Raw genomic sequence first — 13,798 nt, 5'->3', positions numbered from 1 at the left:
CTTTCACAGCAAGGGGTTCGACATGACAACAACCGACGTCCTCACGTCCGTCTCGTGCAGGGAGGTGACGGACCGCAACGGCCGCGTGTACCGGATCGGTGAGAGCGACCGGGACATCATGGGGCGGCCGCGCTGGACCATGGTGCTGTTCCCGTGGATCGGCATGATGGGCATCAGCTCGGCGGAGTACGCGTTCGCGTCCGCCGAGGACACCCTGCACACGGCCCATCACTGGAACTCGCAGCATATCTTCTGGATGCTCGGCGTCTGGGTGTTCTTCCAGGCCGCCGTGGCGTTCCCGGCCGGGAAGATGCGGGAGAACGGCACGCTGCCGGCCCGCTGGGCGATGGTCCTGGGTGCCGTCGGCACCCTGATGGGCTATCTGTCGCTGGCGTATGCGCCACACGTGATCGTGGCGTACATCGGCTTCGGCGCCTTCAGCGGCATGGGCGCGGGTCTGGTGTACGCGACCTGCGTGAACATGGTGGGCAAGTGGTATCCGGAGCGCAGGGGCGGCAAGACCGGCTTCGTCAACGGTGGTTTCGCCTACGGCTCGGTGCCGTTCGTGTTCCTGTTCACCCAGTACATGGACCTCAGCAACTTCCGGGGTGTGCTCCTCGGCGTCGGTCTGTTCCTGTCGCTGGTCGTGGCGGTGAGCGGCTGGTTCTTCAAGGACCCGCCCAAGAACTGGTGGCCGGAGCAGGTGGATCCGCTCAAGCCGCCGAACGACCCGCGGGCGCGGCGGTCGCTGGAGAAGAACCCGCCGGCGGTCAAGCAGTACACACCCAAGGAGGCCTGGCAGACCGGCCGGGTGGCGCTGATGTGGTTCTGCCTGCTGTGTACCTCGGGCGTGAACATCTTCGGCATCGCCTTCCAGGTGGACTATGGCGACGAGGCGGGCTTCGCCGGCGGCATCGTGGCCACCGCCATGTCGCTGAAGGCGATCGTCAACGGCACCGGGCGCGGCGTGATCGGCTGGCTCTCCGACCGCCACGGCCGCAAGCAGTGCCTGATCTTCGTGTGCATCGTGCTGGGCCTGGCGCAGTACGGGATCATCTGGTCCGGTGAGATGGGCAGCCTGCCGCTGTTCCTGATCTTCTCCAGCATCTCCGGCTTCGGCGGCGGCGCGATCTTCCCGATGTTCGCGGCCATGACCGCCGACTACTTCGGCGAGAACAACAACGCCTCGAACTACGGGATGGTCTACAGCTCGAAGTTGGTCTCCGGCCTGCTCGGCTCCGGCGTGGGTGCGATGGTCGTGGGCGCCTGGGGCCACGTCGGCGCCTTCACGCTGGCCGGCTCGATCTCGCTGTTCGCTGGCTTTGTCGCGGTGTTCCTGCACCCGCCGGGCCGACCGCGGCTCCGGCACATCGCGCCCAACCCGCAGCCGATCAGCCGAGAGGTCATGTGAACGACGCCCGTCCCGGGATCCGCTCAGGCGGGCCCGGGGACGGGCTTTCCGGGTCCGGCGGGACCGGCAGTCCTGAACGCGCGAACGCGCCCCGGTTCAGCCGGAGTTCATCCGGTGGTAGGAGGCGCGGGTGTGCTCGGTGTGGGCGCGCATGATCTCCGTGGCCCGCTGCTCGTCGCGGGCCGCGATGGCGTCGATCAACTCGCGGTGCTCCACCCAGGACTGCTTGCCGCGCTGCCGGGCGACGGGGGTGAAGTACCAGCGCACGCGTCGGCCGACCTGCGCGGCGAGCTCGGCGAGAACGGCGTTCGCCGCCAGCTCCATGACCTTCGCGTGGAAGGCCGCATTGGCGTCCACGACGACGTCCACGGCATCGCGCTCCACGGCCCGTTCGCCCTGCAGGCACAGCTCCTCGAGTTCCGCGATGCCCGCGGTCGTCGCATGGGCGGCGGCGAGCCGGGCGGCCTCGGCCTCCAGAAGGGTGCGCACGGAGAGGAGCTGGTCCGCCTCCTCCTCGGTGGGCTCGTGCACGAACGCCCCCTGGGCGGGGCGGAGATCCACCCAGCCCTCGTTGTTGAGCCGCTGCAGCGCCTCGCGGACCGGCTGCCGCGACACCCCGAGGTGGCCGGCGAGCTCGCTCTCGACGAGATGCTGCCCCGGCTGCAGGGCGCGCGTCGTGATCAGCTCCAGCAGCGCTTCGTATACCCGCTCGCGGAGCGGACCGGGACGTTCGAGCCTGGGCACAGCTCCGTGCGGAAGTCCTGCGGACAGCATCGAGGCCCCCTCGGGGTTCGGAGACAAGCCGGGACTGATTGGCTATCGTCTACAGTCTACCGAGTACGCGGGGACGGCTCGAGGTGTGCCCCTTCGCCGCTCCGCCCCCCGTCAACTCCCCTCGGAATGTGACCGGTCGTGCAGATGGCCGCTGTCCGACACATCCGCCGGACAGCGAGGTACCGTCCACTCGTACGACTGCCGCACAGGACTCTCGTAGAGCAGGGGGGCTCCACTCGTGAATCAGACCGCCGCCGCTCCCGCCGCGATCCGCCGTGCCCGTCCGGAGGAGCGGGAGACCATCAGCCAGTTGCTGGGCGAGGCGTTCATGGACGATCCGGTGAGCGCCTGGGTCTTTCCGGACGAAGCCCACCGGCGCACTGTCCAGCCCCGCTTCTTCGGCGTCTTCCTGGACGCCGCACTGCGCGACGGCTGGGTGGACGTCACCGACGACCTCTCGGCGGCGGCGCTGTGGCTGCCCGTTTCGGCAGGAGCCGAGGACGGGGACGCGGACCGGGACACGGACGGGGGCGACATGGCCGAGCGCATGGCCGCCGCCGACCCGGGCAACGAGCGCACCGCTGTCATCGGCCGGTTGACCGGGGAGGCCCATCCCCACGACCGCGACCACTTCTACCTCCCGGCCATCGTGGTGACTCCCGGCCGGCAGAGCGAGGGCCTCGGCACCGCCCTGCTCACCACGGTGCTGGAGCACTGCGACCGGGAAGGCGTCCCCGCCTACCTGGAGGCGAGCAACGCCCGCAGCAAGGCGCTCTACGAGCGGCTCGGCTTCGCCTTCACGGGCACGAGGGTCGACCTGCCGGGCGGCCCCCCGATGTGGCCGATGTGGCGCGACCCCCGCCCTTGAGAGTCGCACAGCATTCCTCGCCCGAGCGTCACGGACAGGGATCCACGTCCGGATAGGGCACCGCCCCGGAGGTCTTCCACAGCGTCTTGGAGAGCGCGTCGACCCATGTCCCGTCCCGGTAGGAGCGGTCGAGTGTCTTGTTGAGGAACTCGCACATCTGCTGGTCGCCCTTGCGATAGCCCACGCCGTAGCGCTCCTCGCTGAACGGCTCGCCGACGACCTCCAGCTCATTGGGCTTCTCGGCGGCGTAGCCGAGCAGCAGCGCCCCGTCCGTGGTCACGGCGTCGACCTTCTCGTCGAGGAGCTGTTCCACGCATTCGGTGTACGTGCCGTACGGGACCGGCTGGGCCTGATACTTCTCCTCGACGTTCTTGATCGACGTGCTCCCGGCGGCCGAGCAGACCCGCTTGCCCTTCAGATCCTTCGGCCCGGAGATGCTGGTGTCGCCCTTCCGTACGAGCAGTTGCTGACCGGTGACGTAATACGGCCCGGCGAGGCCGACGATCTTGCGGCGCTCGGGAGTGATCGAGTACGTGGCCACCACGAGATCGACGGTCCCGTTCTGCAGGAAGCGCTCGCGGTTCTTCGGCAGGGCCTCGACCCACTGGATCTTCTCCGGCTCGATGCCGAGCTTGCCCGCGATGATCTGCGCCACCTCGATGTCGAAGCCCTCAGGGCGGTCCGATCCGGGCTTCTTGAAACCCACACCGGGCTGGTCGAACTTCACCCCGATTTTGATCTTGCCCGAGGTGTGCAGCCGCTCCATGGTGCTGCCGGCCGGAAACGTGGGGTTCGGCTCGACCCATACGGGCTCATCGGCTTCGGTGTCCGTGCCGCCGCAACCGGTGAGGGTGAGAACTGCGGCGAGGCAAACGGTGATGCCCGCGGCGAAGGCCTTTCTGCGGACGGCCATGTGGTGCTCCAAGCGTGGTGAGGTCGGGCAGCCGACGGGCCGAGGCCTCGTGTGGCTCGATCCCCACCTCGCCTCCCTCCCGCCGAAGCGTGCACTGTACCTGGCGCAGCGCAGCGCCACCGGTATCAGACCGGCCGCCGGCCCTCACATCAGACGCCGACGTCATACCCTTGACCCCACCAAGAGCATACTGTAGACAATATTCTGTCTACTCCACATCGGCAGAGCTCCTCGGCCTCGGTCCCTCAACCGAACGGAGCCTCATGGTGAAAGTCGCAGTTGTCGGCGCCGGAGCCATCGGCGCGTACGTCGGCGCCGCGCTGGATCGCGCGGGCGTCGAGGTGCATCTCATCGCCCGCGGTGCGCACCTCGAGGCCATGCGACGCGACGGCGTGCGGGTCGTCAGCCCGCGGGGGGACTTCACGGCGCGACCTTCCACCACCGGAGATCCCGCCGACGTCGGGCCGGTGGACTACGTGTTCCTCGGCCTGAAGGCCCACTCCTATGCCGCCTCCGGCCCCCTGGTGCACCCGCTGCTCGGCGACCGGACCGCCGTGATCGCCGCTCAGAACGGCATCCCCTGGTGGTACTTCCACGGGCTCCCCGGCCCGTACGCCGGGCATCGCATCGAGAGCGTCGATCCAGGGGGTGCGGTCAGCGCCACGCTGCCACCCCACCGAGCCGTGGGCTGTGTCGTCTACGCCGCGACAGAGCTCGCCGCCCCCGGCGTCGTACGGCACTTGGAAGGAACCCGATTCTCCATCGGTGAGCCCGATGCGACGGTGTCCCGGCGCTGTCTCGACTTCAGCGAGGCGATGCGGGCCGGGGGCCTCAAGTGCCCTGTGGAGCAGGACCTCCGGGACGACATCTGGATCAAACTGCTCGGCAACATCTCCTTCAATCCGATCAGCGCCCTCGCCCGCGCGACCATGGGCCAGATCTGTCGGCACCGCGACACCCGCGCACTGGTCGAGGCCATGATGCGGGAGACCCTGGACGTGGCGGCCGCGGTCGGTTGCCGTCCCAAGATCTCCATCGAACGGCGGATCGCGGGCGCCGAGCGCGTCGGCGACCACAAGACCTCCACCCTCCAGGACCTGGAGAAGGGCAAGCCGCTCGAACTCGACGTGCTGCTCGCCGCGGTCGTCGAGCTCGCCGATCTCACCGGCACGCCCGTGCCCACCCTGCGCGCGGTCCACGCGCTCGCCGATCTGCTCGCCGAAACCAGTGTTCAGCACACTGCTGCCTGAAGGAGCACCCGTGCCCCGTCACCGCGATCGAAAGCCCAAGCAGTATCAGCGCCTCACCCACCCGCTCGTACGGGACGGCAGCGGCGGGTTCCGGCAGGCCGGCTGGGACGAGGCGCTCGACCGGGCCGCAGCCGGCTTCGAGCGCGCCGTGGCGGACCATGGACCCGACGCCTTCGGCATGTTCTCCTGCGCCCGCGCCACCAATGAAATGAACTACGTGGCGCAGAAGTTCACCCGTGTGGTCATGGGCACCAACAACGTGGACTCCTGCAACAGGACCTGTCACGCGCCCAGCGTCGCCGGGCTGTCGGCGGTCTTCGGCTCCGGCGGCGGCACATCCTCCTACGCCGAGGTCGAGGACACGGACCTCATCGTGATGTGGGGCTCCAACGCCCGCTTCGCGCACCCCATCTTCTTCCAGCACGTGCTGAAGGGGATACGGAACGGGGCCCGGATGTACGCCATCGACCCCCGGCGCACCAGCACTGCTGAATGGGCGGAGAGCTGGCTCGGGCTCAACGTGGGCACGGACATCCCGCTCGCCCACGCCATCGGCCGCGAGATCATCCACTCCGGACTCGCCAACCGCTCCTTCATCGAGCGCGCGACGACGCGCTTCGAGGAGTACGCGGCCGAGGTCGAGCCGTGGACGCCGAGCCTGGCCGAGAAGGTGACGGGGGTGCCCGCGGCCGCGATACGGGACCTGGCGCACGGGTACGCAACCGCCGAACGCGCGCAGCTCTGCTGGACGCTCGGCATCACCGAACACCACAACGGCACGGACAATGTGCGCGCGCTGATCAACCTGTCGCTGCTGACCGGCCATGTGGGGCGCCACGGCTCCGGGCTGCAGCCGCTGCGCGGCCAGAACAACGTCCAGGGCGGCGGGGACATGGGCGCCATCCCCAACCGACTCCCCGGCTTCCAGGACATCCTCCAGGCGGAGGCGCGGGAGAAGCTCGAGTCGGCCTGGGGCACGGTCATCCAGCCCCGCTACGGGCTCAACCTGACCGAGATGTTCGAGGCCATGGAGACCGGGGCGCTGCGTGCCGTCTACTGCATCGGGGAGAACCCGGCCCAGTCCGAGGCGGACAGCGAGCAGGCGATGGAGCGGCTGAAGGCGCTCGACCACCTCGTCGTCCAGGACATCTTCCTCACGAAGACCGCCGAGCTGGCGGACGTCGTGCTCCCCGCGACGGCGGCCTGGTGCGAGACAGAGGGGACCACGACCAACAGCGAGCGGCGCGTCCAGCGGGTGCGCAAGGCCGTGGACCCGCCCGGCGAGGCGCGCGAGGACATCGACATCATCTGCGAACTGGCACGACGCCTCGGCCACGACTGGAAGTTCACCGACGCGGAAGAGGTCTGGAACGAACTGCGGTCCGTCTCCCCCGACCACTTCGGGATGAGCTACGAGCGGCTGGAGGAGCACCAGGGAATCCAGTGGCCGTGTCCCGACCTCGGCCGGCTGGAGCCGAGCTATCTGCACGGGCGGCTGTGGGAGTCAGACCCTGCCCGGCGCGGCATGCGCGCCCCCTTCGGCCTCGTCCGGCACGATCCTCCGGTCGATCTCACGGACGAGGCGTATCCGCTCCGCCTGACGACCGGTCGGCGGCTCGACTCGTACAACACCGGTGTGCAGAGCGGCAGTTTCACCTCACCGCTGCGGCGCGGCGAATACGTGGAGCTCTGCCCGGAGGACGCGGAGCGCTACGGCGTTGTGGCGGGCGAGGACGTGCGGGTCGTTTCGCGGCGCGGGGCCGTGGTGGCACCGGTCTGGATCGATACGGGACTGCGGCCCGGGCTGGCCTTCATGACCATGCACTTCCCGGACGAGGTCGACACCAATCAGCTGACGATCGAGGCCAATTGCCCGATCGCCGGCACGGCCGAGTTCAAGGCCTCGGCCATCCGGATCGAAAAACTGCCCGTCGTGCCGGCGACCCCCGGGACGGCGGAGACGGCCCTGTCCACGACGGCTGGAGCGAGGTGACCGTACGAGATGGACCTGCGCTTCGGCGACAGCAAACCGACGGACGAGGAGAAGGCCGCCGTCGACGCGCTGCTCGGGCCGCCCGCGTCCGCCTGGGAGGGCGCGGACCGCACAGACACGGATCTGCGCTGGGCGCGCGGTGGCCGGCAGGCTCGCGACCGCCGCGACCTGCTGCTGCCGGGTTTGCACGCCATCAACGACCGGGTGGGATGGATCAGCGAGGGCGCGCTGGACTACCTGTGCCGACGGCTGACGGTGCCGCCGGCGGAGGCGTACGGAGTGGCCACGTTCTACTCGATGTTCGCGGTCACACTGCGTCCCGCGACGGTGGTGCACGTCTGCACGGATCTCGCGTGCACGAGCCGCGGCTCGGCCGCGCTGTGCGCGGGCCTGGAGACCCGCCTCGGTCCACCGGGCCGGCCCCGCGACGGCGCCGTCTGGCAACCGAGCCCCTGCCTGGGCCTCTGCGAGCGCGCCCCGGCGGCGCTCGCGATCCGCGCGGGCCGCCCCACCACGGGGGCCGCGGCCCGGACACCACGCCCCATCGCCAAGCCCAGTTCGGCACCGCCGAACTCCGCCGCCGGACGACTCGCCGTCGCGGCGGACAGCACTCCCCGCCGCGCCGTCGAGCAACCGCCACACCCGACGGCCGGTTTCGCACCGCCGGACTCCGCCGATGGTCCACCCGCCGCTGCGGCGGAAGAGTTCCCCCCGGCCGCCGGAGGCAAGCCACCGGCCCCCGCCGGAGGGTCCGGGGCGGCAGCCCCGGTTTCGGGAAAGAGCGGGGTCGGGGAAGTCATCCGCCGCGACGACGCGCAACCGGATGACAGCGGACCGGCGGCCATCGGACCTCCGCAGCCGACGGCCAGTTTCGCACCGCCGGACTCCGCCAATGGTCCGCCCGCCGCTGCGGCGGAAGAGTTCCCCCCGGCCGCCGGAGGCAAGCCACCGGCCCCCGCCGGGGGGTCCGGGGCGGCAGCCCCGGTTTCGGGAAAGAGCGGGGTCGGGGAAGTCATCCGCCGCGCACACTTCGCGACAGCCGTGATCGCCCCGGCCACGGTGGAAGCCGTGGCAGCGGCCGCGTCGGCGCCGCAGGACGCGCCAGCGGAGCCGCCCGCCGCGGCTGCCGTGCCGCAGGCGACGGGTGCGGCCGCGCGGGCCGCGGAGCCCGCGCCCCGCGCGGAAGTCCCGCAGGCCGGCGACCCCGGACTCGTCCTGCTGCGTCGGGTCGGCGTCGTCGACCCCGCCAGCCTGGACGACTATCGCGCGCACGGCGGATACACCGCTCTGCGGCGAGCGTTCGCGCTCGGCCCCGCGGCCGTCATCCGCGAGATGACGGACGCCGGGCTTGTCGGGCGCGGCGGGGCGGCGTTCCCCACCGGACGGAAGTGGGAGGCCACCGCCCGGCAGCCCGACTACCCGCACTACCTCGTCTGCAACGCCGACGAGAGCGAGCCCGGCACCTTCAAGGACCGAGTCCTGATGGAGGGCGATCCGTACGCGCTGATCGAGGCGATGACCATCGCCGGCTACGCCACAGGTGCCCGCCGCGGATACCTCTATCTGCGCGGCGAGTATCCGCGCGCTCTGCGACGGCTGGAGCATGCCATCGCCCAGGCCCGAGCCCGCGGCCTGCTCGGCCAGAGCGTGCTCGGCCAGGGCTACGTCTTCGACATCGAGATCCGGCGTGGCGCGGGCGCGTACATCTGCGGCGAGGAGACCGCGATCTTCAACTCGATCGAGGGCAGGCGCGGCGAGCCGCGCAGCAAGCCGCCGTTCCCGGTCGAGAAGGGCCTGTTCGGGAAGCCGACCGCCGTCAACAACGTCGAGACACTGGTGAACGTCCTGCCGATCCTCGAGCGCGGCGCCGAGGCGTACGCATCCATCGGCACCGGGAACTCGACCGGCACCAAGCTCTTCTGCGTCTCGGGGAACATCGTCCGCGCCGGCGTCTACGAGTTGCCGTTCGGGGCCACCCTGCGCGAGCTCTACGAGATGGCCGGCGGTGTGCCGGAGGGCCGCGGCCTGCGGGCGGTGCTGCTCGGCGGCGCGGCCGGCGGCTTCGTACGGCCCGACGAACTCGGCATCCCGCTCACCTTCGAGGGCACCCGGGCCGCCGGGACCACCCTCGGCTCCGGCGTCGTCCTCTTCCTCGACGACACCGTCGAACTGCCGCGCCTCCTGCTGCGCATCGCCGAGTTCTTCCGCGACGAGTCCTGCGGGCAGTGCGTGCCCTGCCGTGTCGGGACCGTACGGCAGGAAGAGGCTCTGCACCGCATCGCCGACCGCACGGGCGCGGCGGCCGCCGCCGACATCGAGCTGCTGCGCGAGGTCGGCCGGGCCATGCGCGACGCCTCGATCTGCGGTCTGGGACAGACCGCCTGGAACGCCGTGGAGTCCGCCATCGAACGGCTGGGGGCCTACCGATGACCGCGATACCGCTTCAACCACCCCGCCGCCTCGTCGAGTTCACGCTCGACGACCGGTCCGTCCGGGTGCCGGAGGGCTCGACGATCCTCGACGCGTGTCGGGCCGAGGGCAAGGACGTACCGACGCTCTGCCAGGGTGACACGCTCACGCCCAAGAACGCCTGCCGGGTGTGCGTCGTGGAGGTCGAAGGATCCCGGACCCTCGCGCCCGCCTGCTCGCGCCGCGCCGAGCCGGGCATGACGGTCCGTACGGACACCGAGCGGACCCGCCACAGCCGCCGGGTGGTGCTGGAGCTGCTCGCCTCGTCGGTGGACTTGTCGACGACGCCGCGCGCGGCCGAGTGGATCAAGGAGTACGAGGCGGAGCCCGAGCGTTTCGGGCCGGCCGCGGCCCGGATGAACGAGGAGCCGAAGGTCGACAACGATCTCTACGTCCGCGACTACGACAAGTGCATCCTCTGCTACAAGTGTGTGGACGCCTGCGGTGACCAGTGGCAGAACACCTTCGCCATCGCCGTCGCGGGCCGCGGCTTCGACGCCCGCATCTCGACCGAACACGACACGCCGCTGCCCGATTCGGCCTGCGTCTACTGCGGAAACTGCATCGAGGTGTGCCCGACGGGCGCCCTGAGTTTCAAGAGCGAGTTCGACATGCGCGCCGCCGGGACCTGGGACGAGTCCCGCCAGACGGAGACCACAACGATCTGCGCCTACTGCGGCGTGGGCTGCAACCTCACCCTGCACGTGCAGGACAATGAGATCGTGAAGGTCACCTCCCCGCACGACAACCCGGTGACCCACGGCAACCTCTGCATCAAGGGCCGCTTCGGCTACCAGCACGTTCACAGCGTTGATCGAAACGAGTGAGACTGATCATGGGACGGGTCACCGAGCGCCGACGCGTACTGCGCATCCGGGGCGAGTCCGTCGGCACGCGCCCGGACACGCTCGTCGCCGAGGAGCCGCTGGAGATCCGGCTGAACGGCAAGCCACTCGCGATCACCATGCGCACGCCCGGCGACGACTTCGCTCTCGCCGCCGGTTTCCTGGTGAGCGAGGGCGTACTGGCCAGCGCGGAGGAGCTGGCGAACATCGTGTACTGCGCGGGCGCGACCGCCGCGGGGGCACCCCTGGGGGCACCTCCCGGCCGAAGGCTGGGGGAGGTAGCTGGGGGAGGCTCGAACACGTACAACGTGGTGGACGTGCAGCTCGCGGCCGGTGTCCCCGTCCCGGACATCACTCTCGAGCGGAACGTCTACACCACGTCGTCGTGCGGTCTGTGCGGCAAGGCGAGTCTGGAGGCCGTACGGACCACGGCCCGCTGGCCGATCGCCGACACTCCCCCGGTCCGGGTCGAGCCCGCCCTGCTGTCCTCCCTCCCCGACCGGCTGCGGGCGGCGCAGCGGGTCTTCGACCGGACCGGGGGCCTGCACGCCGCGGGCCTGTTCTCCGCGAAGGGCGAGCTGCTGGACCTGCGGGAGGACGTCGGCCGGCACAACGCGGTGGACAAGCTGATCGGCCGTGCCCTGCAGTCGGGCGGGCTGCCGCTCTCCCGGACGATCCTGCTGGTGTCGGGCCGCGCGTCCTTCGAGCTGGCACAGAAGGCGGTCATGGCGGGCATTCCGGTGCTGGCCGCGGTCTCGGCCCCGTCGTCGCTCGCGGTGGACCTGGCGGCGGAGACCGGTCTGACGCTGGTCGGCTTTCTGCGCGGCAACTCCATGAACGTGTACGCGGGCGAGGAGCGCCTCGCCCTGCGGGCCGCGGCCACCGGGCGCTGAGGCGCACACCGCCCGCTGCACGGGCCGGAGGACCGGCCGGCGGGGAGCGCCCCCTGCGCCGGCCGGTCCCCGCCGCCGCCCATTTCCCCCGCGTATCGGCCATTGACCCCAACTTCCTTTAAATCTTAAGGAGCTGACAAAGCGTCGGCTCGGGGGACACTCCAAGAGGGGCCGTACTCCGGAAGAGCTGAGTGGCGCAGGGGTGCTTGTCGGGGTGTTACTTGGCACGTACCTTCGAAAGATCAGGACATATGACGTGGGATGTCCTGTTGATCGGCTGAAGGGACGTGTCATGCCGTCATATCTTCGTTCCCCCACAAGAGTCAGAAGAGTCCGATGGCATCGCGTATGGGCGTTAGTCGCCACCGTGGTGCTCATCTCACCAGCGGTTACCGTAAGGGCCGCGGCCGCAGAGGAATCCCGGGCCGCGGCCCGTGCCGACTTCGAGCAACAAGTCCTGTTCAAGGCCTCGCAGGACCCCGGGTACTCCTGCTTCCGCATTCCGGCGATCGTGAAGACCAACAGCGGCACCCTGCTGGCCTTCGCCGAGGGCCGGGTGGACAACTGCGGAGACGCCGGAGACATCGATCTGGTTCTCAAGCGCTCCACGGACGGCGGGCGTACCTGGAGCCGGCTCCAGGTGATCGACAAGGGCGCCGGCGACACCCACGGCAATCCGGCTCCCGTCGTCGACCGCAAGACGGGCCGCATCGTGCTCGCCACCACGTACAACAAGGGCCGCGACGACTCCCGGCCCTGCGACGTGCCCTGCGACCGCCGACCGCATCTGCAGTACAGCGACGACGACGGCAAGACGTGGTCGCGACCCGAGGATCTGACCGCGTCCATCCGGCGACCGGACTGGAACTCCTGGTACGCCACCGGGCCGGTGCACGGCATCCAGCTGGCGCACGGCCCTCACGCGGGCCGCCTGGTGCTGGGCATCAACACCGAGACCCACGACGGCACGCGCATCAGCTCCAACCACGCGGCTCTGGTGCACAGTGACGACGGGGGGCGGAACTGGAAGATCGGCGCGGTGGACACCTGGCCTATAGCGCTCGACGGCACGTTCCGTCAGAAGCCGTCCGAGCTGACCCTGGTGGAACGCGCCGACGGTGCGCTGTACGTGAGCGGGCGCGAGCAGGACGGCACGGACCTCGGCCACCGCACGTACGCGGTGAGCGAGGACGGCGGGACGAGTTTCACCAGGCCGTTCCGGGCGCTCCCGGACTTCTACACGCCCATGGTGCAGAGCTCGGTGCTACGGCTGCGCAGTAGCTCGACCGACGGTTACAGCAGGCTGCTCCTCTCCGCCCCGGCCGACCCGGACCGTCGCCGCACGATGATGATCCGGTCCTCGTACGACGAGGGGGGCACGTGGGAGAGCGTGGACCGGGGCAGGACGGTGACCGCCGACTGGTCCGGCTACTCCGACATGGTCGGCGTCTCGAAGGACGTGGTCGGGCTGATGTACGAGGGCGGGGCGGTCGACGCGCGGGACGAGATCCGCTTCGTCCGGTTCACCGAGTCCTGGCTGGGCCCACGGCGCGGACCGGATCCGACGACCCCGGACCTGGCCCCCAACGCCCGGGGCGCGGCCGTGCTCGGCGGAGCCCCGAGTACAAAGGGCCGGTTCGGGAATGCCGTGGCCTTCGACGGTGCCGACGACGCAGTGCGGCTGCCGTTCCGCAGCTCGCTGCCGCTCGGCGCCGGTGACTTCACCGCGAGCCTGTGGTTCCGCTACAAGGCCACCAGCGGTGACCAGCCGTTCCTCTGGATGGGCGGGGTCGGCAACCGGCCGCAGGTATGGCTGCGCGGCGAGCCGGCGCGTAACCGGCTGATCGCCCTCATCACCACGGTCAACGGCGCGGCACCGCCCGCGACGGCCTGGGTGGCCACGACCGGGGCGCTCAACGACGACCGCTGGCACCACATGGCGCTGCGCCGCACCGGCGGGCGGCTGATCCTGACCATCGACGGGAAGGCGACCTCCGTGCCCGACGTGCCGGGCACGGTCAGCCGGTCCTCGACCTTCGGCGTCCACCTGGGCCAGAAGGCCGACAGCCGCGGTTGGCTCACCGGCTCGCTCGACGAGGTCCGCGTCTACGACCGGGCCCTGTCCGACCAGGAGCTGGAACGGGTCCGCACCTCCAACGCCCCGATCCCCGATCCGCCCGTCCTCTCGCTCCCCCTCGACCGGATCGACCCGCCCTCCTAAAGAAACGTGGACCCGCCCGGCCGGAACCGGTCTCCCGTCCGGGCGGGTCCCGGGATGCCCCGCGATCGCCGGGAACCCGGAACGAGCGGGCGACGTCTAGGACGGTGGACCCAGTGCTCTCCCCGTCCGGCGGTGGGCTGAGTACGACGGCGACAGGACCT

10 protein-coding genes are annotated in these 13,798 nt (G+C 70.4%); 8 read left to right on the top strand and 2 right to left on the bottom strand.

The annotated features are described in order from the left end of the window. Positions 1–22: 22 nt before the first annotated feature. Positions 23–1,411 carry an OFA family MFS transporter gene (locus ACTWQI_RS14880; protein ID WP_443270627.1) on the top strand — a complete coding sequence of 463 codons (1,389 nt, stop codon included), beginning with the start codon at positions 23–25 and terminating at the stop codon, positions 1,409–1,411. A 96-nt stretch (positions 1,412–1,507) separates the two neighbouring features. On the opposite strand, the gene ACTWQI_RS14875 is transcribed toward ACTWQI_RS14880, so the two are convergent. Then, positions 1,508–2,185: a GntR family transcriptional regulator gene (locus tag ACTWQI_RS14875; RefSeq protein WP_443270625.1), complete on the bottom strand. Its 678-nt coding sequence runs from the start codon at positions 2,183–2,185 to the stop codon at positions 1,508–1,510. 238 nt (positions 2,186–2,423) lie between these two features. Here ACTWQI_RS14875 and ACTWQI_RS14870 point away from each other — a divergent pair, with 238 nt between their 5' ends. Then, complete coding sequence (locus ACTWQI_RS14870) at positions 2,424–3,053, top strand: GNAT family N-acetyltransferase (RefSeq protein WP_443270623.1); 630 nt, start codon at positions 2,424–2,426, stop codon at positions 3,051–3,053. A 28-nt stretch (positions 3,054–3,081) separates the two neighbouring features. Here the strand turns inward: ACTWQI_RS14870 and ACTWQI_RS14865 are convergent, their stop codons facing one another. After that, a complete protein-coding gene (locus ACTWQI_RS14865) occupies positions 3,082–3,966 on the bottom strand; it encodes a glutamate ABC transporter substrate-binding protein (protein ID WP_443270622.1) in 885 nt (294 codons plus the stop codon). Between the two features lie 266 nt (positions 3,967–4,232). Between ACTWQI_RS14865 and ACTWQI_RS14860 the strand changes: the two genes are divergently transcribed. From ACTWQI_RS14860 to ACTWQI_RS14835, 6 genes are all read left to right on the top strand, one after another. Further along, complete coding sequence (locus ACTWQI_RS14860) at positions 4,233–5,216, top strand: 2-dehydropantoate 2-reductase (protein ID WP_443270741.1); 984 nt, start codon at positions 4,233–4,235, stop codon at positions 5,214–5,216. A gap of 10 nt (positions 5,217–5,226) precedes the next feature. Next, a complete protein-coding gene (locus ACTWQI_RS14855) occupies positions 5,227–7,209 on the top strand; it encodes a molybdopterin oxidoreductase family protein (protein WP_443270620.1) in 1,983 nt (660 codons plus the stop codon). A gap of 9 nt (positions 7,210–7,218) precedes the next feature. Beyond that, the gene (locus ACTWQI_RS14850; protein WP_443270618.1) at positions 7,219–9,639 is read left to right on the top strand and encodes an NADH-ubiquinone oxidoreductase-F iron-sulfur binding region domain-containing protein; all 2,421 of its coding nucleotides are present in this window, start codon (positions 7,219–7,221) and stop codon (positions 9,637–9,639) included. Beyond that, positions 9,636–10,505 (top strand): 2Fe-2S iron-sulfur cluster-binding protein, encoded by an 870-nt coding sequence (locus ACTWQI_RS14845; RefSeq protein WP_443270616.1) that lies wholly within the window; start codon positions 9,636–9,638, stop codon positions 10,503–10,505. The genes ACTWQI_RS14850 and ACTWQI_RS14845 overlap by 4 nt, the downstream gene beginning before the upstream one ends. Positions 10,506–10,513: 8 nt before the next feature. Beyond that, on the top strand, positions 10,514–11,416 hold the full coding sequence (fdhD, locus tag ACTWQI_RS14840; RefSeq protein ID WP_443270614.1) for a formate dehydrogenase accessory sulfurtransferase FdhD: 903 nt from the start codon (positions 10,514–10,516) through the stop codon (positions 11,414–11,416). Positions 11,417–11,708: 292 nt separating this feature from the next. Then, positions 11,709–13,637 (top strand): exo-alpha-sialidase, encoded by a 1,929-nt coding sequence (locus ACTWQI_RS14835; protein WP_443270612.1) that lies wholly within the window; start codon positions 11,709–11,711, stop codon positions 13,635–13,637. The last annotated feature ends 161 nt before the right edge of the window (positions 13,638–13,798 follow it).

The sequence above is a fragment of the Streptomyces sp. KR80 genome (assembly GCF_052245555.1).
Lineage (GTDB): Bacteria > Actinomycetota > Actinomycetes > Streptomycetales > Streptomycetaceae > Streptomyces.
The sequence above is the reverse complement of the archived record's forward strand: the minus strand, read 5'-3'. Positions and strand labels throughout refer to the sequence as shown.